18 protein-coding genes are annotated in these 23,360 nt (G+C 54.8%); 9 read left to right on the forward strand and 9 right to left on the reverse strand.

Annotated elements, in window-relative coordinates; genetic code table 11:
• Window positions 1-43: 43 nt before the first annotated feature.
• Complete coding sequence (locus DYU11_RS06090) at window positions 44-760, forward strand: peroxiredoxin family protein (protein ID WP_158600222.1); 717 nt, start codon at window positions 44-46, stop codon at window positions 758-760.
• Between the two features lie 2 nt (window positions 761-762).
• Here DYU11_RS06090 and DYU11_RS06095 read toward each other — a convergent pair whose 3' ends face one another.
• Complete coding sequence (locus DYU11_RS06095; protein ID WP_119666775.1) at window positions 763-1,632, reverse strand: mechanosensitive ion channel family protein; 870 nt, start codon at window positions 1,630-1,632, stop codon at window positions 763-765.
• Between the two features lie 144 nt (window positions 1,633-1,776).
• Between DYU11_RS06095 and DYU11_RS06100 the strand changes: the two genes are divergently transcribed.
• Window positions 1,777-2,943, forward strand: coding sequence for a cysteine desulfurase family protein (locus DYU11_RS06100; RefSeq protein ID WP_119667480.1), 1,167 nt, complete (start codon window positions 1,777-1,779; stop codon window positions 2,941-2,943).
• Window positions 2,944-3,039: 96 nt separating this feature from the next.
• Here DYU11_RS06100 and DYU11_RS06105 read toward each other — a convergent pair whose 3' ends face one another.
• On the reverse strand, window positions 3,040-3,639 hold the full coding sequence (locus tag DYU11_RS06105) for an NAD(P)H-dependent oxidoreductase (protein ID WP_119666776.1): 600 nt from the start codon (window positions 3,637-3,639) through the stop codon (window positions 3,040-3,042).
• Between the two features lie 80 nt (window positions 3,640-3,719).
• Here DYU11_RS06105 and DYU11_RS06110 point away from each other — a divergent pair, with 80 nt between their 5' ends.
• Entirely contained in the window at window positions 3,720-4,631 is a 912-nt protein-coding gene (locus DYU11_RS06110) for an SDR family NAD(P)-dependent oxidoreductase (RefSeq protein ID WP_119666777.1), read from the forward strand.
• Between the two features lie 128 nt (window positions 4,632-4,759).
• Here the strand turns inward: DYU11_RS06110 and DYU11_RS06115 are convergent, their stop codons facing one another.
• The 4 genes from DYU11_RS06115 to DYU11_RS06130 form a co-directional block, all read right to left on the reverse strand.
• Window positions 4,760-5,107 (reverse strand): hypothetical protein, encoded by a 348-nt coding sequence (locus tag DYU11_RS06115; protein ID WP_119666778.1) that lies wholly within the window; start codon window positions 5,105-5,107, stop codon window positions 4,760-4,762.
• Window positions 5,108-5,187: 80 nt separating this feature from the next.
• Window positions 5,188-7,854: an ABC transporter permease gene (locus tag DYU11_RS06120; protein ID WP_119666779.1), complete on the reverse strand. Its 2,667-nt coding sequence runs from the start codon at window positions 7,852-7,854 to the stop codon at window positions 5,188-5,190.
• 74 nt (window positions 7,855-7,928) lie between these two features.
• On the reverse strand, window positions 7,929-10,589 hold the full coding sequence (locus DYU11_RS06125) for an ABC transporter permease (protein ID WP_119666780.1): 2,661 nt from the start codon (window positions 10,587-10,589) through the stop codon (window positions 7,929-7,931).
• Window positions 10,586-10,924 (reverse strand): PadR family transcriptional regulator, encoded by a 339-nt coding sequence (locus DYU11_RS06130; protein ID WP_119666781.1) that lies wholly within the window; start codon window positions 10,922-10,924, stop codon window positions 10,586-10,588. Before DYU11_RS06130 ends, DYU11_RS06125 begins: the two co-directional genes overlap by 4 nt.
• A gap of 522 nt (window positions 10,925-11,446) precedes the next feature.
• On the opposite strand from DYU11_RS06130, the gene DYU11_RS06135 reads away from it, so the two are divergent.
• Genes DYU11_RS06135 through DYU11_RS06145 form a run of 3 tightly spaced genes read left to right on the forward strand, consistent with a single transcriptional unit; the run spans window position 11,447 to window position 15,555 of the window.
• Window positions 11,447-13,453, forward strand: a complete 2,007-nt coding sequence (locus DYU11_RS06135; RefSeq protein ID WP_119666782.1) for a TOL_0244 family TonB-dependent receptor — start codon at window positions 11,447-11,449, stop codon at window positions 13,451-13,453.
• Window positions 13,454-13,487: 34 nt separating this feature from the next.
• Window positions 13,488-14,006 carry a TOL_0243 family YfiR-like periplasmic protein gene (locus DYU11_RS06140; protein WP_158600223.1) on the forward strand — a complete coding sequence of 173 codons (519 nt, stop codon included), beginning with the start codon at window positions 13,488-13,490 and terminating at the stop codon, window positions 14,004-14,006.
• Between the two features lies 1 nt (window position 14,007).
• Window positions 14,008-15,555: a sensor histidine kinase, YfiR-like protein-associated gene (locus DYU11_RS06145; protein WP_119666784.1), complete on the forward strand. Its 1,548-nt coding sequence runs from the start codon at window positions 14,008-14,010 to the stop codon at window positions 15,553-15,555.
• Window positions 15,556-15,717: 162 nt separating this feature from the next.
• Here the strand turns inward: DYU11_RS06145 and DYU11_RS06150 are convergent, their stop codons facing one another.
• From DYU11_RS06150 to DYU11_RS06160, 3 genes are all read right to left on the reverse strand, one after another.
• Complete coding sequence (locus tag DYU11_RS06150) at window positions 15,718-16,842, reverse strand: trans-sulfuration enzyme family protein (protein ID WP_119666785.1); 1,125 nt, start codon at window positions 16,840-16,842, stop codon at window positions 15,718-15,720.
• 46 nt (window positions 16,843-16,888) lie between these two features.
• Window positions 16,889-18,397 (reverse strand): ComEC/Rec2 family competence protein, encoded by a 1,509-nt coding sequence (locus DYU11_RS06155; RefSeq protein WP_119666786.1) that lies wholly within the window; start codon window positions 18,395-18,397, stop codon window positions 16,889-16,891.
• 75 nt (window positions 18,398-18,472) lie between these two features.
• Window positions 18,473-19,882 carry a pyridoxal phosphate-dependent decarboxylase family protein gene (locus DYU11_RS06160; protein WP_119666787.1) on the reverse strand — a complete coding sequence of 470 codons (1,410 nt, stop codon included), beginning with the start codon at window positions 19,880-19,882 and terminating at the stop codon, window positions 18,473-18,475.
• Between the two features lie 105 nt (window positions 19,883-19,987).
• Here DYU11_RS06160 and DYU11_RS06165 point away from each other — a divergent pair, with 105 nt between their 5' ends.
• The 3 genes from DYU11_RS06165 to DYU11_RS06175 all read left to right on the forward strand — a co-directional run bounded on the left by DYU11_RS06165 (window position 19,988) and on the right by DYU11_RS06175 (window position 23,341).
• Window positions 19,988-21,406, forward strand: coding sequence for an aminotransferase-like domain-containing protein (locus DYU11_RS06165; protein WP_119666788.1), 1,419 nt, complete (start codon window positions 19,988-19,990; stop codon window positions 21,404-21,406).
• Window positions 21,407-21,483: 77 nt separating this feature from the next.
• The gene (locus tag DYU11_RS06170) at window positions 21,484-22,323 is read left to right on the forward strand and encodes a crotonase/enoyl-CoA hydratase family protein (protein WP_119666789.1); all 840 of its coding nucleotides are present in this window, start codon (window positions 21,484-21,486) and stop codon (window positions 22,321-22,323) included.
• A gap of 133 nt (window positions 22,324-22,456) precedes the next feature.
• Window positions 22,457-23,341 (forward strand): SDR family oxidoreductase, encoded by an 885-nt coding sequence (locus tag DYU11_RS06175; RefSeq protein ID WP_199736697.1) that lies wholly within the window; start codon window positions 22,457-22,459, stop codon window positions 23,339-23,341.
• Window positions 23,342-23,360 lie beyond the last annotated feature (19 nt).

The raw sequence follows: 23,360 nt of genomic DNA on the forward strand, positions 1-23,360 counted from the left end.
AGGTAATCAGCACGAGTTTATATTCGAGAAACAAAATATTTCTATGATCCTGGATAAATATAAACTCGTGCTATCAATTGTTTTAACCGCGCTTTTTCTAAGTGTTTCTGACACATCTGCTCAAATTACTGTACGGAATCAGATAAGCGAAAACACACCTATCGTTGATAAGGTAACAGGAAGACGTATTTCGTTTCAAGAGTATCAAGGGCTTATCAAGCCGGATCCTTATGCATACCATTTGGAGCCAGTCTATGACGAATATGGTCAAGCAAGTTCATACAAGTTACGCCGTGCTACTTCTGAGGAACATGACACCCACGGATTTGACTACCGAGATTCGACCTTACAGCTTAAGATAGGCCAGGAGATACCGTTATTTATCATGAAAGGAGCAGATGGTAAGACATATCGTTCTACTGATCTGAAAGGACAGCCCGTTGTACTTAGTTTCTGGCTTAGTCTGAATAAACCTTTTTGGACTAAGGGGCGGGCAGATGCTTTTGGTAAAGCGATTGCACCTTACCAGGTCGTTTCCCTGGGCATTATCAACAACTCTAAACAAGAAGTAGCAGATCATATTAAGGAGGAAACATTACCTTTTGTTCCCATACCTGACTCATATGGATTTGCTCGTAAATTTCAGATGTTTAGTAGTCCGGCTTTCATTGTAATAGATAAGACTGGTAAAGTAGCTGCACTTATTGAAGGAACTAAAGATGAGCAGCTAAAAACCATTTTAGAAGAAGTGACGCGTTAGCGTTATGCCTTCATCTCCTCCTGCTTGCGTTTCTTCAAATCAAACGTATGGGGCGGGAACATCATCAGGATATCGTTCTGGTCGAACGTGGTTTTCAAGGCTTTCAGGGCTTCGCTGAGCGCCAGGGGCGGGTTCACATCCGGCTGATCGATCCAGAACCAGACAAAACCCTGCACATTGTCGTTGGTGAATCCTTTGTAATACACTTCCACGCGCTTGTCTTTGCGAACAAACGGCAGCGCCTGAATGGCCTGTGCGGCCAGCTGCTGGGCTTTGGTCAGATCGTCGATGTAGGAGATGGCAAAGTTCAGTTCAATACGTCGCTGGCCGATGCGGGAGAAGTTGGTGATCGACTTCTGAAAGACGTCTTTACTGGGGATCTCGACGGTCTGGCCCTGAAAATTATCAAGCAGGATGGACCGGAGCTTAATGTCCAGTACGCGGCCCGTGAAGCCGTTGGTTTCTACAACATCGCCAACCTGAATAGGGCGGGCCAGGGCAATCATCGTACCCGAGATAAAATTGGCTGTCAGGTCCTGAAAGGCGAAACCAACGGCAAGCGCCAGCACCCCGGCGCCCGCCAGCAGCGACGTAACGGTTTTGTCGAGCCCGAGCATGCCCAGCGCTACAAACACCCCGACGGCCAAAACCACGACCTGCGCCAGGGCACCCGTCAGGTTGATGAGCGATACGTTGTTGCTGAACCGATCGAACCCGCGAATGACGATGCGACGAACGTAGCGGGATAAAAAATTAAAGATGATTACGACCAGAACAGCCGTAATAATTTCTGGAACGTAGCTAATGGCCGACCGGGTCCAGAACAGTAATTTCTGGTAGATAAGCCGGGCAGCCTGGTCAATGTCAATCATGAATTGAATGGTCGTTTCTGTGCAAAACGTTCTCCCGAACACACTTGTTTGGACAACTGAACCTCCGGCTGGATCATCGCGTTGACTAATCAGGCCGGTAATCGTACTTTTGTTCGTGCGATTGCCAATTCTATCAGCTTGATAATGACCACCCCTCACGCCCCCGTTTACTTAGACAATGCAGCAACGACCCGGCTCGATCCTGAAGTGCTGGACGCTATGCTACCTTTATTGACCGATCATTTTGGTAATCCGTCATCGATTCACAGCCACGGCCGGACGGTACGTACCGCCGTCGAGAAGGCTCGCAAAACCGTGGCGATGCTGCTGAATACGTCGCCCGCCGAAATCTTTTTTACCTCGGGCGGAACCGAAGCCGACAACACGGCTATCCGCAGCAGCATTGAAACCTACGGCCTGACGCACGCCATTACGTCGCCCCTGGAGCACCATGCCGTGCTGCATACGCTGGAACACCTGGCCAGGCATGGTCGTGTCGAACTGAGTCTGGTCAACGTGGATGAGAACGGCCACATTGACCTGGCGCATCTGGAAGAGTTGCTGCGGAGCCACCCGCGTTCGCTGGTGTCGTTGATGCACGGCAATAATGAGATTGGCAACCTGCTGGATCTGAATCGGGTAGGTGAGCTGTGCCGGCAGTACGAGGCTATTTTTCATTCAGATACGGTGCAGACGATGGGGCACTTCCGCCATAACCTGCAGGAGCTGCCGGTTGATTTCATCGTGGGGGCGGCTCATAAGTTTCACGGACCGAAAGGGGTTGGCTTCCTGTATGTCAACGCCGGCCGGACGAAGATTATGCCGTTCATCCACGGGGGGGCGCAGGAGCGTAACATGCGGGGCGGTACCGAAAATATTTACGGTATAGTTGGCCTGGCCAAAGCCCTTGAAATCGCTTACCGCGACATGGAGCAGCACCGCCGGCACATTACCGGGCTCAAACGCCGGATGATTGAGCAGTTGCGGGAGAAATTACCGGAAGTGCAGTTTAACGGGGATTCAGCTAACATTGACGGTAGCCTGTATACGGTTCTGAACGTGAGCCTGCCCCCGTCCGACATCAGCGATATGCTGTTGTTCAACCTTGATATTGCGAAAATTTCGGCGTCGGGTGGGTCGGCCTGCTCAAGCGGCTCCAACGTTGGCTCACACGTGCTGGCGGCCCTGCCCGGAATCGACCCGGATCGGGGTTACGTCCGGTTCTCGTTCGGTAAATACAACACCACCGAGGAAATTGACTACGCCGTCGATACGCTCGTGGGCCTGTACCAGAAAGAATTAATGAATTAAGGGAAAAGGAGGAGGGAGGAAAGGAAGAAAGGAGAAAAGGGCAGTCGACAACGTATTTCCCCTTCCTCCTTTCTTCCCTTTCTCCATTCCTCCTCTCTAAACTTTTTCCACCAGCGATGGCTGCAACCAGCGGTGGGCTACATTCAGGGTGTACTCCAGAAAAGCCTTCGACGTACGACCGTACACCTCGTGGCCATTGAAGTGGCCGTTTTCATCCAGATTCTTGTCGGTTTCGTGCGATTCGTACAGTTTGGGCGATACGATCGAGTAGCTGTTCGTGAAGCTGATCACCTTGTTGACTACCGTTGTCATGTCGAGTGCCGGCTGGCGGCCACCCCGGCCGTTGGAAATGCCGACCATCGCAAACACTTTGCCTTCGAACAGGTGCTTAAAATGCGGTCCTCCCAACTGATGAATCGCGTTGGTGGCCTGTGGCGGAGCGGTCCAGTTATATTCGGGCATGGCAAAGATGACAATGTCAGCGTTTTGCCAGGCCGTGATCAGCTTCTGCTGAAACGGGGTCAGTGTATCGGGTTTTACCGAACCCTGCCCAACGTACGGAATATCATAGTCTACAAAGTCAACGACACTTACTTCATGCTGGCCCGACTCCGTCAGTACGTGCTTGACGTAGTTGCTGAAGCGGAGGGAGTTGCTGTTTTTGCGTGATGACGTAGCGATTACGGCGATGTTCATACCTTCAGGTCCATTCAATATGGTTTAGTAACTACGAGGTTAAGCGTTTAGTTTCAGACCAAAACAGACGTATCGTAGCCATGCAACAGCCCCGTATCTGTGCCATCACCGGCTCTAATTCCGGTTTGGGAAAAGTAACCGCTCTGGAACTGGCCAAACAGGGATTTGACATCATCATGATCTGTCGCGATGCCGACCGCAGCCGCCGGCAGCAGGCCGAAATCCGAGACGCCAGCCTGACGGGCCGGGTTGATCTGATTGAGTGCGACCTGGGGAACATGGACGACATCCACCGCGCATCGGAGGAGATGCACAGCCGTTACGACCGGCTCGATATCCTGATCAATAACGCCGGTCGGGTGGTCGATACGCTGCAATACTCGCCGGAAGGCATCGAACTGACGTTTCAGACCAATTACCTGAGCCATTTTCTGCTGACGCACCTGGTGCTGGACCTGCTGCGGAAAAGCGACGAGGCCCGTATCATCAACGTAGCGTCGGAACTCCACCGGCTGGCCCAGTTCGATATGAGCCATATCGTTCGGCGCGACAAAGCACCGTACCGGGCCATACCGGCCTACGATGACTCCAAGCTGGCCAAACTGCTCTGGACATTCGAACTGGCCGATCAGCTCATGGACGATGGCATTACGGTCAACGCGCTGCATCCGTGGCTGGTCGATACGGCGTTTGGAAACAGCGAAGACGCCAGCGGGCTGCTCAACTTCGCGTTCTGGTTTTTCAAGCTTTTCGCGCCCAAACCCGAAACGGCCGCCAGGACACACATCTATCTGGCTTCGTCGCCGGAGGTCAGGCACGTAACGGGTCTTTACTTTGCCAACTGCAAACCGTATCCACCCAGCGACAAAGCGCTGGACCGCTCCCTGGGGAAGCAGGTGTGGGCCCTCAGTGAGCGACTTACCGGCATCTACGATTACCTGCGTCGGCCCTTGCTGAGGGAGTCAGGATTGCCTTTGGTTAGTGGCGGATAACAGGAAGAGCTGTTATATCAGAATAGCTTTTGCGTTTCTGTAACCTCACCGGATCATCAGCTGGTGGTGGCCAGGGTAGTTATCCGGTAGGGCAGGGAAACGATACGAAGGGTGATTCGCTACTCTGTTTAGCTTGTTGAATGGCGAGGTTTTCTTATCCGATAACTCACGATCCCGAGCGTGATGATCAACACCAAACCCGTCAGAACCGCAAGAATCAACCTTGTCATTTCGTGGAGCGGCAAAGACACGCCCTGTGATTCGAACACCCGGTACTTGAGCAGGTCTTTTTGCAGGTCGTTCATATACGCTACGTCAAATGTCTGGTTGTACTGGATTTTCCGACCGTCTACGTTACCATTTATCCGGATGGAAAGCGTCTGGCTGTTGTCAATTAGTTGCGTTTGCAGGACCGACCGTTGACTCAGGGCGGTTAAGCTAACGCTCATAAGCAGGGTAATGAGTATGAGTCTCATAAATGTGTTTGGTTTTGGGCTAAGGGCGTGGGGCATGGGGTACAGCTGCCGGCAACCCCACGCCCCATGCCCCATGCTCTCTACTCTGACCGTAAGGACTTAACCGGGTTCATCAGGGCGGCTTTAATGCTGTGGAAGCTGACCGTGGCCAGCGCTGCCAGCAGGGAAGCCAGGCCGACACCGGCAAAAATCCAGATGCTGATGGTAATGCGCTCGGCGTAATTGTCGAGCCATTTCTGCATGCCAAACCAGGCCAGGGGAATGGCAATCGCCAGGGCGATGGCTACCAGCTTCACGAAGTCACGGGACAGCACAACGATGATGTTAACGACACTGGCCCCCATCACCTTCCGGATGCCAATCTCTTTGGTTCGCTGTTCGATGACCAGCAGCGCTATGGCAAACAGGCCCAGGCACGATAGCAGCATGGCGATACTGGCGGCCAGGCTGAATATCTGCGACATAGCTTGTTCATTCTGATACCAGCCATCGACGTTTTCGTCCAGAAACGAGCCTAGAAATTCAGATTGGGGGGCTACTTCCTGCCAGATCTTTTTTATCTTATCCATCGACTGCGCGAGGCTCTGCGGAGCGACCCGAACGAATACGTAATGGATATCCTCCCGGTTTGAAATGTGCATCGCAATGGGCCGGGCTTCGTCGGCTACGGAGTACAACTGAAAATCGGGTACGACACCGATAATCTCTGACTTTGCGCCCGTCGTGTCCGAATCATCCCGGATAAACGCGCCAACCGGCTGTTTCGCGTCGATCAGTTTAGCCATGCTCTCCGTCACGACTACGCGGTTTACGGAATCGGCCGCATACGCCGGGTCAAAATCACGGCCGGCCAGCAGCTTCATGTCGAGCGTTTTCAGGTAATCGTAATCTACCAGCAGCCAGTCCGTCGTGATCTGTTTTCCCTTGTATGTAAAACCGAACGTACTGCGCGACGTAACGCGGTCTTTGCCCTTGCCCAGGTTGGTACTCGTACCCGTCACGGCCAGCACCGTGGGGTCGTTGGTTAGCCGGTTCCGCAAACGACCGAGTACCTGTCGGCCATTCACCTGGTTGCCGACCGGGATGCTGATTACCTGTTCCTTGTCAAAGCCGACCGGTTGCTGGCGCAGGTGGTCTACTTGCTGAATGGCGATAAGGGTGCAGCAGGCCAGCAGACTCGACATGGTAAATTGCGTAACGATCAGCGAGTTGCGCAGGAGTCCCGGCCGTTTCAACGATACTTTCCCTTTCAGCACCTCCACCGCGTTGAACCGGGCCATTTGCCAGGCCGGGTAGCCGCCCGCTATGAACGTAACGACAACGAATACGCCCACCATCCAGGCAATGAACCCCGGCTGAAACGCGTAGGTTAACGTAAATTTGGTCTGGAACGTACTATTGAATGTTCCGAGCAGCAGGCACGTGAGGGTGATTCCGGTAACGAAACCAATGAAACAGATGAAAGTTGATTCGCTCCAGATCTGGCCGAAAAGCTGATGTTTCTGCGCACCCAGCGATTTACGGACGCCAACTTCCTTGGCCCGCGTGAATGACCGGGCAATGCTCATGTTGATGAAGTTGATGCAGGCAATGGACAGGATGAAAACGCCGATTCCGATCAGTACGTAGATCAGCGCAATGGGCGCTCCTTTGCCGTTCGATATGTCGCGGTCGAAGTGAACATCGGCCAGTTTCTGTAAGCGTATCGCAAACACATCGCTACGTTCATCGGGCTTTGCGCCTTTTTTGCGGAGGTCTTGTATCGTGTTGGCAAAATACTTCTGCGCAAACGGTTTCAGCCGGGCTTCAAAAGCCGTTTGGTCAACATCCGGCGCTACCCTGATGAACACCCGGTGCGAGTTGGCATACCAGTTATCCTTGTCCGTTTGGTAGTTCGGGGCTGTTTCGATCCGGACCAGCGCATCGTAGTGGACGGATGAGTTATCCGGTGAATCGGCAATGATGCCGGTGACGATGTATTGCTTTTTGTTGCCCTCACTGCCGATCAGCAGGTGCTTTCCGATCGGGTCCTCGTTGCCAAATACGGCCTTCGCCATCGCTTCGCTGACGACAATGCTGCTCAGGTCACGCAGCGCCACATCTGAACTACCCTTGATGAGTGGGAACGAAAACAGCGTCAAAAAATCCGGATCAGTCTGGATAACCATCTTGTCGACATACTTACCCCGGTACTCGACCAGGCTCGTTCGTCCGGACATGATCCGGGCCGCAGCCTCCACTTCCGGAAAGTCAGCTTTCAGGGCCGGCATCAGCGGTAAGGGCATGCCACCCGTTCGGCTGACGCGCTCTGGGTCATTGGCGAAAAGATAGGTCTGGAAAATCCGGTCGCCGTCTTTATGGAACGAGTCGAACGTAAACTGGCGGTACGCCGTGAGGAACAGAAACAGGCAGATGCAGAAAGCGACGGAGAGGCCAACTACGTTGACGGCCGTATAGCCTTTGCTACGCCAGAGGTTGCGCAGGGCGATTTTGATGTAGGAACGGATCATGTCAGGATGAAACAAAGAAGGTTGAGGATACGAATGAGGCTGTTGTCGTCGACGCACAAAGGGCGGCAGCACCGACAGCACGTTGAGCAGGTAGCGCAGCGTAGCCTGGGTTTTACCCGCCCGCTGGTGCCAGTAGGCGTAGAGTTCGTCGAGGTCGCCTTCGACTTCCTCCAGTGTGTTGGCCGGATGCAGCCAGGCCAGGAGACGCTGCGCCCAGCGGGGCGGGGTTGATTTCATGGGATTAAGGGTTAAGGTGTGGGGTCGGGGCTTTGGGTTACAGTCACCCTACGCCCTGGACCCCCAGCCCCATACTATTCGGCACGTAACGACTTAACCGGGTTTGTCAGCGCAGCCTTTATGCTTTGAAAGCTGACCGTTAGCAACGCAATTCCTATGGCTAACAGACCCGCCAAGGCAAATACCCACCACTCTATGTCAATCTTGTAGGCAAAGTCTTGGAGCCATTGATTCATGAGATACCAGGCAATGGGTGTGGCTAGGACAATAGCGATGATTACTAACCGTAGGAAGTCTTTCGAGAGTAGTGAAACAATACTAGTAACCGATGCTCCTAAGACTTTGCGTACACCGATTTCTTTGGTCCTGCGTTCGGCAGAGAAGGTCGCTAAACCAAACAGCCCTAAGCAGGAAAGTAGAATGGTAATACTGGCGAAAACGTTGAATAGCTGTCCAGCTTTTTGTTCGGCCTGATAGAGCCTGTTAAAGCTCTCGTCTAGGAAGGTGTATTTAAAAGGCTTGCCAGGAAATTGTGTTTGCCAAATACGTTCTGCTTTGGCCAGAACTTTAGGAGTGGTTCCCGGAGCCGTTTTGGCGAAAATGTGTGATTGCCAACTAGGAGCGTAGAAAAGCACCATCGGTTCAATTTTCTGATGGAAGCTTTGGAAGTTAAAATCTTTGGTAATACCAATGATGCGCCCGCGTCGGCTTTGAAACTCGAACCATTGCCCCACTACAGGCGCTTTGAGCCCCAGTGATTTCACCGCCGTTTCGTTTAAAATTACGTTGGCTGTGTCGAGTTTCATATCACGGCTAAACCAGCGCCCCTGCGTTAGTTTCAGATTGAACACCGAACGTGTTTCTGGCTCGACGGAAAACTGAGAGACTGTTGGCTTGAAATCGTCGCGTTTGCCCGCCCATTTCAAGCTACCACTGTGCATGCTCTTCATGTCAACAATGGGCTGATTGGCTGAGGTAACACCGGCCACTCCGCTCAGGTCTCGTAGTTGTTGCTTTATCAGACTACGAATGCTAACGGTGTTTCGACCGTCCTCAAAGGGTACCTGAAACATGAAGATGTGTTCGCGCTGATAGCCAGGGTCCTGCGTTTGGACATAGTGAAGCTGCCGAGAAATAATTAGTGTTGTAACGATGAGGGCAATAGAAATGGTGAACTGTACCACAACCAATCCCTGGCGAAACCCGGTATTGCGAGAATTAAGGACGTTGCTACCCTTCAAGACCTTTACAGGTTCGAGCGAAGAAAGCAGTAGCGACGGATATACGCCTGACAATAAAACCGTCAACCCAACGCTGCCTAGAAGGAATAACCAAAGCATGGTGTTGCCTAGGTCAAGCCTAAACTGGTTGTCGGTGAAATGATTAAATAGCCGTAAGCTTAAACCAATCAAGCCAAGAGCTAGGCCTAAGGCGAGTAAGGTTAGCAGCACCGATTCACTCAGAAACTGTGCAAACAAGCGTCCTCGGCCCGCGCCAATAATCTTCTTAACGCCTACCTCCTTTGCCCGCTGACTAGTCAATGCGGTAGCCAGGTTTACGTAGTTAATGCTAGCGATAATAAGAATTAGCAAACCAACGAGGCCAAGTGTCATCACTGTTTTACGCTGACCTTTAGGCAATACATCATTTTGGAAGGATGTATTGAAGTGAATGTCTCTAAGCGGAATCAGGCTGGCTGTTATGCTTGAATCTAGCTTATGAACACGATAGAGTTGAGTCAATTGCTGGCTAATTTTCTCGGGCTTGGCACCAGCGTTGAGCTGCAGGAACAACTGGTAATTGAAATTGTTCCAATCTTGCTCATTTGCCCGGGCATTCGCATTTTGTAATGAGACGCCGATCGGCATTAGCACGTCATAGCGAAAACTGGAATTTGGGCGATTATCACGCACGACGGCTCGGACAACTAAATTCGTTGAATCCATTCTGACAATTTTACCAACGGCCGCTTCGGGATTACCAAACCAGGTACGGGCTTTCGTTTCGGTGAGAACAACGCTGTTTGGATCGTCAAGCGCCTTTTCCTGATTACCTACTAAGAAATTATAGTCGAAGACTTTAAACCAGGTAGAATCAATAAAGACAGCTTTATCTTCACTATACAGGTCGTTACCCACCTGAAAGTTTGGAGCTTGCCACGGCGTTTTGAAACGAGTGATGCGCTCAATGCCGGGCACTTCGCGCTGGGCTGTTTCTCCTAATTTCAGGGGAGAGTTTGACCAAACCCAGGGATCGCCTGAAATTTTTAGTGTGTTTGTTACTCGGTACGTTCGGTCGGCTGCCGGGTGATAGCTATCAAAGCTCAATTCATTTTGCACCCAGAGCAGAATGAGCGCCGAAGCCGCCAGACCTACTGCTAATCCAGTTAAGTTCAACGAGCTGTACAACTTGTTTCGCCATAAATTGCGCAGAGCGATTGTGAAGTAGTTGCGTAACATATCAGGATGAAACAAAGAAGGTTGAGGATATTGATTAATTTGTTGGCGTCGGCGCACGAAGGGCGGCAACACCGACAGTACGTTGAGCAGGTAGCGCAGCGTAGCATGTGGCTCACCCGCCCGCTGGTGCCAGTAGGCGTAGAGTTCGTCGAGGTCGCCTTCGACTTCCTCCAGTGTGTTGGACGGATGCAGCCACCGCAGCAGGCGCTGCGCCCAGCGGGGCGGATGGTCCGGTCCGCCGGTGCGGTTGCGGGGAGGTTGGTTCACCGGCTTCATAGGCCACTTAGCTTCAATGATTGCGGTGGCATAAGCTGCCAGAGTTCGTTACGTAGCTGCTGAATGTCCTGCAACGCGCGGCTGCCCAGGGCCGTCACTCGGAACAGGCGTTTGCGCCGACCACCTCGTTCGGCGGTGGCTCCACCCAGTTCCGATTTCACAAAGCCTTTTTCTTCCAGCCTGATGAGCGTATTGTGTACGGTGCCGAACGTAACGATCCGGCCCGTGTGCTGTTCGATTTCCTGCGACACCGTTACGCCGTAAGCCTGCCCATCCAGGATGGCGACCATCAGCAGAACGATCTCTTCAAACTCGCCTAAATACGTGCGACGCATGAGCTGAACTATTAGTTTACATTTTATCGTACAAATCTGCGGCCAACCCAGCGAAAACGCCGAAAACAGCCTGAAATGGCAAATTCACCGTAGGTAAAGATCATTACAATGTCCATTTACGGACAGAGCCTGTTCGCTTGTGGACAGCCCGGTAAGATAGTTGGGCGGTCTTTTGACAGCCTGTGGCGCATCAGATCGACGGAGTGAAGAGCAACTCAGCCAGGGCTGCGATGCGGCCGTGGTGACTGGGCTGTTGGCCGTTGCCTCGAATTCTGGAACTATAGCAAGACTTGTATATTATTAGCTAATGCCTGACTATCAGTAGTGCCAGCTTTTCTGAAAGTTAGTATATGGGTCTTTAATTTTAAGCGGCTTATCGTTATTCTAACCCCCAATTTATTAGTTGATTGATGTTGAATTAGTGGTCAGGCTATCCATTAGAAAAGGCTGCAGGGCCACCAACCACCTATTGGATCGATTAGTCATTGACTGAATGCGTTGTCCAAATTGCTACATCGCTTTATGAAACAGGATGAACCGTTAGTTGCCAGGAACTCGTATGCCATAAACCATTACCCAACAAACAAATCACTACGTACTCGCTCAATTCAGTTGTCGCAACGGTTGCGTCGGCGCTGGTTAGTATTGCCTATTGCACTGGTAATACCCTTTGTTGGGGCTGCTCAGACCGAACCGCCGACGTCGCCCAGCCAGTTGAAAAAATTGAGTATCGAGCAACTGATGGACCTGGAGGTAACGCTCGTGTCGAGAACACCCCAAAAGCTGTCGGAGGTTGCTTCGGCCATTCAGGTCATTACCGGGGCCGACATCCGGCGGTCGGGGGCAACCAATATCCCCGAAGCGTTACAACTCCTGCCGAATCTCCAGGTTGCGCAGTTGAACGCCAGTACGTGGATCATCAGCGCCCGCGGCTTCAACACGATCTTTGCCAACAAGCTCCTCGTGATGATCAACGGCCGGACGGTTTACACGCCCTTCTTTGGCGGGGTGCTCTGGGAGTTGCAGAACCTGCTGCTGGAAGATGTAGAACGGATTGAGGTGGTGAGCGGACCAGGCGGTACGTTGTGGGGGGCTAACGCCGTCAACGGTGTCATCAACATCATCACAAAAAGCTCGGCTGAGACCCAGGGCACCTACGTAGCGGCCACGGCGGGGACCTTCCTGAGAGATCGGGTGGCGTTGCGTTACGGTGGCCGGTTTACCGACAAGCTAACGTACCGGATCTATGGCCAGCACTTCAACCGAAACTCGACCATATTGCCGTCCGGCGAAAACAACCAGGACGCCTGGAATCTGACCCAGGGTGGTTTTCGGATGGATTGGGCAGCTTCGGATACCGACCAGTTTTCGCTGGAAGGTGAAGCCTACGGTGGTACCCGCAAAACGGCCGGCGGCAACTCGGGGCTTGACGGGCAACATCTGCTGGCTCGCTGGTCCCGCGCCATCTCCGACCGGTCGGGGCTGATGCTGCAACTATACTACGATCGCTATTACCGGGACGACGTACCGTCAAACCTGTTTGATCAGCTTGAAACGTACGATGTTGACTTTCAGCACCACTTTCCCGTCCGAACGCGGCACAATGTTCTTTGGGGACTTGGCTACCGGCTGGCCCGCGATCTGACCGAATCCGGAAGTGCAGCGGCTATTCTGCCACCCCGGAAAAACCTCCCGCTGTACACCGGGTTCATCCAGGACGAAATTACGCTCAGCGACCGGCTCAAGCTGACGGTCGGGACCAAACTGCTGCACAACGTCTACTCCGGCTTTGAGGTCCAGCCAAGTGCCCGTATGGCCTGGTCCGTCAGACCCAACAACCTGCTGTGGGGGGCCATCTCCCGGGCCGTTCGGACCCCTAGCCGGCTCGACGTCGATTATTTTCTGCCCGCTACTCCGCTGCCGCCTACTCAGCCGAGCGTGGCCGGCGGGCCAAACTTCACGTCCGAAAAGGTTGTGGCCTATGAGCTGGGTTACCGATGGCAGCCTTCTACAAACGTTAGTCTCTCACTCGCCAGCTTTTATAATGTCTACCGCGATGTGTACAGCGTAGAAGCCCTGCCCAATACGTTGACGTACCAGATTCAGAACGGGTCGGAGGGCGAGTCGTGGGGAGTTGAGGTATCGGGGCAGTACCAGATTGCACCAACGTGGCGGCTGCGGGGCGGCTACACGTATTTTGATAAAAACCTCCGCAGCAAACCCGGCCGAAATTTTAATCCTGATTACCTGGGAAACGACGTTAAAAATCGGGTATTGTTGCAGTCAATTCTCGATTTACCCGGTAATTTTCAGCTTGATCTGGCCGGGCGCTATCTCGATTATTTACCCAAAACCCTGGCTACGGCTCAGGTACCGGCCTACGTAACGTTCGATGTTCGGCTGGCCTGGCTTTACAAATGGCTGGAGGTGTCGGTTATCGGGCAGAACCTGGGCCAGCGCCAGCATGTCGAGTTCCAGACCTTGGCTATACCCAGGAGTGTGTACGGAAAGGTGTCCATTCGCTTCTAACCCACTTCATTCACCGGTAATCGGCCAGCGCACGATGAGAGTACTGATAGCATGGTTATTGATTGGATCACTCGGCGGGGTGTCGGCGCAGCCGGCTCCTGAATGGAGTGTCAAAGCCGTGTTTATATACAATTTTACCCGCTTCGTCGAATGGCCGGAAATGGCGTTTGCGGGACCAGATTCTCCGTTTATCATCGGGATCGTTGGGGCTGACCCGTTTGGCCCAGTGCTGCCCGAAGCGGTTGCCGGTGAAAAAGTTGGTACGCATCCGATCCGGGTGCAGCGTTTCCAGCAAATAGCCGACGTAAAGGATTGTCATCTGTTATATATTAGTGCTAAAGAGCCCGAAAAAGCCCGGGAGATGCTGGCGGCCATACCCCGCCGGCCGATGCTTACGGTGGGCGAATCACCTACATTTGCCCGGCAGGGCGGTATGATTCGGTTCCTGACGATGAATAACAAAATCCGGCTTGAAGTCAACCCAACCACCGTTCGGGCGGCTCAACTGGACATCAGCTCGAAGCTGTTGCAGGTAGCTCAAATTGTCGATTGACATGGAAACGAAAAGGCCGAAAGCAACTCCGATTCAGCGTCAGCTCATGCGCGCCATGTTGCTGACCAGCGGGTTGGCATTACTGCTGACCTGCGCGGCTTTTTTCATCTACGAATACGTAACGTTCCGGCAGACGCTGAAGAGCCAGCTTACGGCTTTGGGGGAGATTATTGCCGCCAACAGTACGGCAGCGCTGGCGTTTGACAGCGTTGAGGATGCGGAGGAAACCCTGCGGGCGTTGCAGGCGAACCGCCACATCGTAGCTGCCGGGCTGTATGATAAGCAAGGTCAGCTGTTTGCAACATTTCCGGCTGAAGTTCCTGAAAAACAGTTTCCGCCTTCACCACTGGCGCCGGGGTATCGATTTACAGGAGGCTACCTGGAAGGCTTTCAGCCGGTGGTACAAGGCTCGACCCGGCTGGGAAGCTTGTACCTCAAATCCGATATGCAGGCTATGTACGAGCGCTTCAGGCGCTACGGCCTGATTGTGGCCATGGTGCTGGGGGTGTCGCTGGGGTTAACGTACCTGCTTTCACGTCGGTTGCAGGTGGCAATTTCCCGGCCTATTCTGAACCTGGCGCATGTGGCGACGCAGGTCTCGCGCGATCATAACTACACGGTGCGGGCCACCAAAAGCCAGGAAGACGAAGTAGGTCTGCTGACCGATGCCTTTAATCACATGCTCACGGAGATTGACCGGCAAAATACCGAAATCCTGGTCTGGAACCAGCAGCTCGAAGAGAAGATCAGGGAACGCACGCGGGAACTCGAACAGGCTAATGCTGAACTTACCGTGGTGAACGGCAAGCTGATAAAGTCGAACCGGGATCTGGAGCAGTTTGCCTATGTTGCTTCGCACGATCTGCAGGAACCCCTTCGCAAGATTCAGACCTTTGCGCAACTGGCCGAAACCAATTCCGGCGACCCTTCCCTGACCCGGCAATACCTCAGTAAAATCTACGCGTCGGCCGAACGGATGGGAGCACTCATCAAGTCGGTACTCCACTACAGCCGCTTGTCTAACGTATCTGAACCGTTTGCTCAGGTGGATCTGAATCAGGTGATCGAGCACATTCAGGCCGACTTTGAACTGCTGATGCTGGAAAAGAAAGCGACGCTGATTACGGAGGGGCTGCCGGTTATTCAGGGAATTCCGTTGCAGATTAATCAGTTGTTTGCTAACCTGATTCACAACGCACTCAAGTTCTGCGACAAACCTCCGTGCATTATCATCAGGGCTACCACCCGGGCGGGTAATCAGCTCAGTCTGCCCGAAGGATTACCGGCCAGCATGGATTACGTTGAGCTGATGGTCGCCGACAACGGCATCGGTTTCAATGCCGATTATTCCCGCAAAATATTTACCATCTTCCAGCGCCTGCATACGCAGAAAGAATACCCCGGAACGGGCATCGGCCTGGCTCTCTGCAAAAAAATTGTGGATAATCACTCCGGTACGATCACCGTCCAGAGCGAAGTGGGCAAGGGGACAACCTTCTTTGTGTATCTACCGGCCAGCCCGCAGCCGGTTGTTCATGTCCAGGTCTGACGACCTATACTCGAATACTAACAGGTTCAGGCTGATACATCGTCTTACCCGGCACCTTACGGGGGCTTGGCGTTGCCATGTCAAGATTTGTCCATCAGCAATGCCAAGCCCCTTCACGCGGTTAGGTTTTGGAGGTATACGTTCTTTAAGGAGAACGATAGGTCAGGCTGAGGTCAGCGCCCGCGCCAGATCCATGATCAGATCATCGGGGTGTTCAAGGCCAATCGAGAGTCGCAGCAGGTTGGCGGGCGTCGTAGTTGTAGGACCTTCAACGGACGCCCGGTGCTCAATCAGGCTTTCGACTCCCCCCAGGCTCGTGGCCCGCCGGAACAACCGCAGCCGGCTGAGCACCCGGAGGGCTTCCTCAGCCCCACCGGTTATGTGCACGGACAGCATCGCACCGGGGCCGTTCATCTGCTGTTTGATCAGCTGCCGATCCGGATGATTTGCTAGGCCGGGGTAATTAACCTGCTCTACCATCGGGTGGCCATCCAGAAACTCGGCTATGGCCTGGGCCGTAGCGGTCTGCGCCCGAACCCGTACCCCCAGGGTTTTAAGTCCCCGCATCACCAGCCAGCAATCGAACGGCGACGGTACGGCTCCGGAAATGGACTGAAGCTGCCGGACCCGCTGCGTAAACGCATCGTTGCGCCGGAAGATCAGCGCCCCACCGATAACGTCGCTGTGGCCGCTCAGATACTTCGTAGTCGAATGCATCACGATGTCGCAGTTCAGGTCGAGGGGCCGTTGCAGAACGGGCGTGGCCCAGGTGTTGTCGCAGACACAGAGCGCCCCGCCGTCGTGGGCAATCCGGGTAATAGTCAGCAGATCAACAATCGTGAGCGTTGGATTGGAGGGCGTTTCAACCCAGACGATGCGCGTGTTTTCGTGAATAGACGCCCGTACGGCCTCGATATCCCTCATGTCGACCCGGGTGTAGGTGAGGCCCCACGGATGAAACACCGTTTCCAGCAGGGACGTTGTGCCGTAGAAACCATCGTGAGCCAGCACGACGTGATCGCCGGGCCGCAGCGCCTGAAACAGGGTCATGGTGGCGGCCTGGCCCGAACTGAACGCTATGCCCGTCGTGCCCCCTTCCAGCGTTGCCAGCGATCGTTCGAGGGCTTCGCGCGTGGGGTTGTTCGGCCGGGCGTAGAGGTAATTGCCCGGTAGTTCATGAGCCTCATTCCGTTCAAACGTTGTGGAGAGGTGGATGGGAGGAACAACGGCCCCGGTGGCGGGGTCCTGCTGATGGGTGGCCTGAAGGGCAAGCGTATCAAAGTGCATACGGGTTCGAGTGTTGAAGGATTATCTTGCTTGTCGGAATAGCCTATCAACGATTGATCACGTATTGCAGTTCACCGGATGCGTCGGGTTCGAGTTTCCAGAGGACGTGGCCGCTGCCTTTTTTCTCTTTTTTCTGGGCTATTACTACCCGTATGCCGTCGGTTCGAACGCTGATGGTGCCATACACGGCTACGTTCCGTTCCAGCGTCTCGCGGATGGCCACGATGCGGGCCTGAAGGGCTTTTTTGCGAACAGGGTCGGTTGTCGAGTCCAGTTCGGCAAATAAAGCCCCGACCTCCCGCAGCAGTTCGTCCTTAATTACTTTTTTGTCTTCCGACGACCGGGCCAGCTCGGTGCTGAAAATAAGCGGCCGGCGGCCCCGGCTCGATTTACCGATGGCTCCCAGCGTATCGGGGCGGGGGTGCGTATACGTTTCGTTATCGCCACTCGAAATCACGGTTGCCAGCGGGTGCAAAAACGCCATGAAATCGTCCAGAAAGCGGTCCGATCCGTGGTGGCACGATTTGGCCAGATCGCTCTGAAACACGGCCCGCCCCCGCTGGATCATCTCTGTCCGCTCGGCATCGGTCAGGTCCGACAAAGGGTCTTTTCCGGTGTATTGAACCGTCAGATAGCGCTGGGCTTTATCGTTCAGGTCGCCCCCGAGCAGCATCGAAACGGTACCATAGCGCAACCGAATGACTACCGAGTGCCCGTTCTTGGTTTCGTCCCAGCCCGGATGCGTGCTGAAAGGCGTCGGCTCGTCCAGGTACGGCAAATATTTCTGGCCATCGGTCGCTTCGTCCTGCCGGGGTATCGGGGCCAGAACTTCCATGTGAATCGGCGATTGTTCGTCGTACCCGTCGATAACCGACCCTTTTTCCAGCATCCGGATGTCGGCCAGCCCCAGCGTAGCCGATTGATACGCGTCGTGAAGCAGATTAGGGTAAAGCTTATTGCCGCGGTTGGTGGCTACGTCGAGCAGTTGTTTGACCTTGTCGAACGTATCGCAGAGGTCGGTGATGTATTCTTCCGTTCCGACCGTACGTACCGGCCCGATCAGGTTAAAGCCCGTTCGCTCGACCAGCCCGTTGTGGTAAATATGCCGGATCGTGAAGCGCCCCGAATCAACGATCGGCCGGAAACCGCCGTAATGATCCAGGTCGGAGTGGGTCATAACCACGTAATCGAGCGGAATCACGTAGTTGTTGTGCGAGAGGTTGAAGCGCCACTTCAGGAATCGGTACATGCTGTCGTCCCGGCCCGCGTCGATCAGAATGAACTTGTCGTCGGGAGTTACCAGAAAACAGCCGTCGCCCTGGCCGACATCGATAAAGTTGACCTCAAGCAGCCGTTCTGCCTGTAGCAGTTCGCTGGCCACCCAGCCTTCGGCGTTGCGGCATCGGACTTTGGTGTGGGTGGCTGACGTGGTGGTATCGATGATGTCGGCGTAATCGCCCCACAGCACACGTTTGATAATGTCCTGCGGTTTAACCAGTTCGTCGCTGAGGGGTTGTTTCAGCAATTTTGCGTCGGGATAGCCAATGAAAGCCATAGGATGGTCGGGAAGGTGAACAATAACGTATCGGTAAAAATACGGTTTCGCGGCCACCCATAGTTTACCGATACGTTATGCTTCGCGCACCGCTTCCCAGGCGGTCTGCATACTGGCCATCGCCAGGTTCAGGTCGTCGGGGGTGGTGCGCCAGTTGACAAAGGCCGCCCGCAGGCAGCAGACACCGTTGTAGACGGTTGGTGTCATGAACACCTGCCCCAGCGCTTCGAGCTTTTTCTGGAATTGAGTCAGTTTTTCTTTATCTGTTCGGTACGGTTTCAGCGAAAAACAAACCACATTCAGCCGTACCGGCGCTTCGAGTTGCAGAAAATCAGACTGGTCGATCAGGGTTCCAAACGCCCGGGCCTGCGCTACATTCTGTTCCACAAGCTGGCGGTACCCTTCCCGACCGTACGCCAGCAACGTAAGCCAGACCGGGAGCGCCCGGAGTCGCCGGCTGTTTTCGGGACCGTAGTTCAGGTAGCTGAAGTCGGCCAGCGGATCGCCCAGATACGGGGCACTGGCGTTCTGAAACGTCTGCACCTGCAGAGCCGCGTGGTGGGTTTTGATGAGATACACGGCGCTGTCGTATGGTACGTTCAGCCATTTATGGTTGTCGATGGTAAGGCTATCCGCTTGGTCCCAGCCGGCCAGCCGGTCCTGAAAAGAGGGCGACAAAGCTGCAAGTCCCCCGAAGGCTGCGTCGACGTGCCACCAGAAGGCATACCGGCCCCGGAGTTCGGCAATGGCCTGCATGTCGTCGTAATCGACCGTATTGACCGTGCCTCCGCTCGAAATCAGGATGGTCGGTACGTTGGGCTCCTGAGCCAGTACGTCTTCCAGATGCGCTACGTCCATGGCTTCACGGCCGGTGAGCGTTCGGAGGTACGTGATGTGCCGGCTGCCGAGGCCCAGCATCGCCAGCGACTTAACGGCTGACGAGTGGGGCGTAGCTGCCAGAATCCGAATTCCGGACGTAACGCCGTCGCGGGCAATGTCGTGGCCCTGTTGCCGACCGGCCCACTGCCGCGCTACAGCCAGCGCGGTGAAGTTGGAGAGCGTTGCGCCCGTCACAAAACCACCCATAAAATTGTCGGGCAGGCTGAACAACTGCCGGTAGAGCTGCAAAGTATGCAGTTCGATACTGGCCGATACGTCGCCCGGTCCGGTGATGCTCTGCGGATTCTGGTCGTAAACGGCCGTGAGCCAGTCCCCGGCGATGGCTGCGGGTGTAGTGCCGCCCGTCACGAATCCCCAGTAGCGCGGGCCGGATGAGGCCACAAGCGCCTGCGAAAAATGGGTCTGGAATTGCGACAAAGCCGCTGGCGTACCGATCCCGTGTTCGGGTAGCTCAACCGCGGGTTGAACGGGGGTAGGGCGGCTGATCGGCATGTCGGGTAAGCCTTGCAGATACGACAGAGCCTGCGATTGAGCCAGCGCCAGCAGTTCGTTAAGTTGCCGGCCTTCCTGCTGCATGAGGGTCATACGGGTAGTGGTTTGTTCATTGGTTGTTTGTTGGGCAAAGTTCTGCGAGGTTTGCAAAACGAAACAGATGCACTTTTTACAAAACAAACCATATCAGTTAACAGCATGGCAGACGACTTTCGGTATCGCCAACTTGCCGACCAGCTTCGGCAACAGATTGAGCAGGGTGTGCTGCGGGTAGGCGAGCGGCTGCCTTCGGTGCGGCAACTGAGTCGTGAGCGGGGCATTAGCGTTACAACCGCCTTCCGGGCCTACTACGATCTGGAAGCCCGCGGATTGATCGTTGCCCGGCCACAGTCGGGCTACTACGTCCAGTCGGCAGGGAGTCGGCCCGGGCCAGTACCGCGTACCAGTCAGCCGCGGCCGATGGCAACGCCCATCACGATCAGCGAAGCCATGCGTAGCCTGGCCAGGGGATGGTCACAACCAGACCTGGTTGATCTGGCCGTGGCGGTGCCGAGCCTTGACTTGCTCCCGCAGGCAAAACTCAATAAATCGCTGCTAACGGCAGTACGTCAATTGCCGGACAGCGGTCTGGGCTACGAGGCTACGGCCGGGTCGCCCGAACTACGTCGGCAAATTGCCCGGCTGTCGTTCAACGGCGGAAGTCGCGTATCGGCCGACGAGGTGGTGGTCACGAACGGCTGTCTGGAAGCCATCACGCTGGCATTGCGGGCAACCACCCGGCCCGGCGACGTAGTGGCGGTCGAATCACCAACGTACTACGGTATTCTCCAGGCCATGGAAGGCATGGGCGTTCGGGCGTATGAACTGCCGACCGACCCCCAAACGGGTCCTGAGCTGGCAGCGCTCGAACAGGCCATTCGTAAAGAGGCCATTCGCGCCGTGGTGCTGACTCCTACGTTCAGCAACCCCAGCGGGTACTGTATGTCCGACGACCGGAAAGCCGCGCTGGTGAACTTACTCGCCCGCTACGATCTGCCCCTGATCGAAGACGATATCTACGGCGAAACATATTTTGGCAGTGTCCGGCCGCGTACCTGCCACAGTTTCGATACGGCCGGGCGGGTGCTACTCTGTTCGTCGGTATCAAAAACGCTGGCTCCCGGCTATCGGGTTGGGTGGGTGCTGGCGGGCCGCTACCAGGAAGCCGTAATCCGGGCGCAACTCATGCAGACCATCAGCCCGGCGACGATTACGCAGGCCGCCATCGCCGATTTCCTACGCATTGGCCGGTTCGATCTGCACCTGCGCAAACTGCGGGCTGCGCTGCAAAAGCACATGCTGACGTACCTGGACGCGATCCTGACCAGCTTTCCTGACGGCACAACGGTCAGTCGGCCCAACGGTGGATTTGTGCTGTGGGTTGAACTCCCCGAGGGGTATTCAGCCGCGGCCATGCTGGCCCGGGCCGTCGACGCCGGGATTACATTTTACCCGGGGCACCTGTTCACGACGCAGCCGCAGTACGCAGCCTGTTTACGTATTGCGTATGGTCATCCGCCAACAGTTGCCTACCTGGATGGGTTAAAGCAGTTAGGCCGGTTGTGGCAGCAGACCTGATAAGTTAATAAAGCCTGCGGCCAACAGTATATCAGAATAATACTACCTTTACGCTAACCGTATGCAAGCATACTAGTATGAACCAGACGTATCAATCACTCGCTTTCGACCAGGCAGATGGTGTTCTGACCGTTTCGCTGCTGGGGCCGGGCAAAGGCAATGCCATGGGGCCTGAATTTTGGGAGGAGCTTCCCCGCGCAATGGATGAAATCAACGGTATGCACGACGTACGGTGCGTCGTTTTCCGGGGCAGTGGCGATCATTTCAGCTATGGGCTGGATCTGCAACGGATGATGCCCCGGCTGGGCACGATGACGACCGGTACGATGGTGGCCGATCAGCGCATTGAACTCATGGCCGAGATTCGGTTTATGCAGTCGGGTTTTCAGAAGATGCATGAGTCGCCGAAACCCATCATTGCAGCCATCCACGGCTGGTGCATCGGTGGGGGCGTCAACATGATCTCGGCAGCCGATATCCGCCTGTGTTCTCAGGATGCCAAGTTCAGTCTGCGCGAGGCTAAGCTGGCCATTACCCCCGACATTGGCGGTCTACAGTTTCTGCCGCATATTATCGGTCAGGGCTACACCCGCGAAATGGCCTTCACCGGCGATGACTACGATGCTGCCTTTGCCGAAAAGATTGGCCTGATCAATCACGTATACCCGACGCCCGACGAGCTGTTTGCCGAAGCCGAGACCCTCGCCCGGAAGATTGCCGACAATCCGGCCGGGGCGGTGCAGGGGGCCAAGCAGGTACTCAACTACAGCCTTGATAAATCCATTGAAGACGGCCTGCAGTATGTCGCCCTCTGGAATTCGTCGCAATTGCAATCCGACGATTTCAGCGAAGCCATGCAGGCCACCCTGGACAAGCGAAAAGCCGAATTCAACAAAAAGATCGAGCGGGGGTATTGATTTACAAAGAGCGAATCGGCCCGCCGAAGCGGAGTGAATGAGCAACTCACTCTCACTCTTTCGCTCCGCTTCGGCGGGCCGATTCGCTCATTCACTCTTTCGCTCATTCACTCATTATTACATGACGACAGGTATGCTGCGCGATGACGCGCTCAAGGGAAAAACCATCATCGTAACCGGCGGAGGAACCGGCCTGGGTAAATCCATGACCCGCTATTTTCTGCAGTTGGGTGCCAACGTCACGATTTGTAGCCGCCGACAGACGGTGCTGGATCAGACGGCCGGGGAGTTGACGCAGGAGGTGAGCGAAACTGCCGGAGCGGGGCAGATTCTGGCCGTAGCCTGCGACGTGCGTAAACCCGAAGAAATAGAACATGTAATTGCTCAGACTATTGAGCGGTTTGGACGGATCGACGGCTTGCTGAACAACTCGGCTGGGAATTTCATCAGCCCAACCGAACGGCTGTCGTACAAAGCGTTCGATACCATTGTGGACATCGTTCTGCGTGGCACGTACTACTTCACCCTGGCCGTGGGCAAATACTGGATCGAGAACCAGATTCGCGGTACGGTGCTCAATATCTCGACAACCTACGCTACTACGGGCTCGGGTTACGTAGTACCCTCGGCGGTGGCCAAAGGGGGGGCATTGATCATGACTAAATCGCTGGCCGCTGAGTGGGGGAAATACGGCATCCGGCTCAACGCCATCGCGCCGGGGCCGTTTCCGACCAAGGGGGCCTGGGAGCGGTTGTTTCCGGAGCCACTGATCAAGATGATGGACCCGGTCAGCCGCATTCCGCTTAAGCGGGTAGGGGAGCATCAGGAACTGGCGAATCTGGCGGCCTTTCTGCTGTCCGACTTCTCGGGCTTTATCACCGGCGAGTGCATTACAATCGACGGGGGCGAGGTACTGATGGCCGGGGAGTTCAATCACCTGGAACAGGTCTCCAATGAGCAGTGGGATACGATTGAGCAAGTGATCAAGCAAGCCAACCGCGCCAGTAAGAAAGAATAACTGGCTCCGGACAGGCGAC

This window comes from Fibrisoma montanum (assembly GCF_003583365.1).
GTDB lineage: Bacteria > Bacteroidota > Bacteroidia > Cytophagales > Spirosomataceae > Fibrisoma > Fibrisoma montanum.

Bases quoted from the DNA above. Each gene is read 5' to 3' on its own strand.
- DYU11_RS06150 (WP_119666785.1), bottom strand. From the start codon at position 16,842: ATGCACTTTGATACGCTTGCCCTTCAGGCCACCCATCAGCAGGACCCC.
- DYU11_RS06160 (WP_119666787.1), bottom strand. From the start codon at position 19,882: ATGACCCTCATGCAGCAGGAAGGCCGGCAACTTAACGAACTGCTGGCG.
- DYU11_RS06115 (WP_119666778.1), bottom strand. From the start codon at position 5,107: ATGAGACTCATACTCATTACCCTGCTTATGAGCGTTAGCTTAACCGCC.
- DYU11_RS06155 (WP_119666786.1), bottom strand. From the start codon at position 18,397: ATGGCTTTCATTGGCTATCCCGACGCAAAATTGCTGAAACAACCCCTC.
- DYU11_RS06090 (WP_158600222.1), top strand. From the start codon at position 44: ATGATCCTGGATAAATATAAACTCGTGCTATCAATTGTTTTAACCGCG.
- DYU11_RS06110 (WP_119666777.1), top strand. From the start codon at position 3,720: ATGCAACAGCCCCGTATCTGTGCCATCACCGGCTCTAATTCCGGTTTG.
- DYU11_RS06130 (WP_119666781.1), bottom strand. From the start codon at position 10,924: ATGCGTCGCACGTATTTAGGCGAGTTTGAAGAGATCGTTCTGCTGATG.
- DYU11_RS06125 (WP_119666780.1), bottom strand. From the start codon at position 10,589: ATGAAGCCGGTGAACCAACCTCCCCGCAACCGCACCGGCGGACCGGAC.
- DYU11_RS06145 (WP_119666784.1), top strand. From the start codon at position 14,008: ATGGAAACGAAAAGGCCGAAAGCAACTCCGATTCAGCGTCAGCTCATG.
- DYU11_RS06175 (WP_199736697.1), top strand. From the start codon at position 22,457: ATGCTGCGCGATGACGCGCTCAAGGGAAAAACCATCATCGTAACCGGC.
- DYU11_RS06095 (WP_119666775.1), bottom strand. From the start codon at position 1,632: ATGATTGACATTGACCAGGCTGCCCGGCTTATCTACCAGAAATTACTG.
- DYU11_RS06120 (WP_119666779.1), bottom strand. From the start codon at position 7,854: ATGAAATCAACCCCGCCCCGCTGGGCGCAGCGTCTCCTGGCCTGGCTG.
- DYU11_RS06135 (WP_119666782.1), top strand. From the start codon at position 11,447: ATGAAACAGGATGAACCGTTAGTTGCCAGGAACTCGTATGCCATAAAC.
- DYU11_RS06100 (WP_119667480.1), top strand. From the start codon at position 1,777: ATGACCACCCCTCACGCCCCCGTTTACTTAGACAATGCAGCAACGACC.
- DYU11_RS06140 (WP_158600223.1), top strand. From the start codon at position 13,488: ATGAGAGTACTGATAGCATGGTTATTGATTGGATCACTCGGCGGGGTG.
- DYU11_RS06165 (WP_119666788.1), top strand. From the start codon at position 19,988: ATGGCAGACGACTTTCGGTATCGCCAACTTGCCGACCAGCTTCGGCAA.
- DYU11_RS06170 (WP_119666789.1), top strand. From the start codon at position 21,484: ATGAACCAGACGTATCAATCACTCGCTTTCGACCAGGCAGATGGTGTT.
- DYU11_RS06105 (WP_119666776.1), bottom strand. From the start codon at position 3,639: ATGAACATCGCCGTAATCGCTACGTCATCACGCAAAAACAGCAACTCC.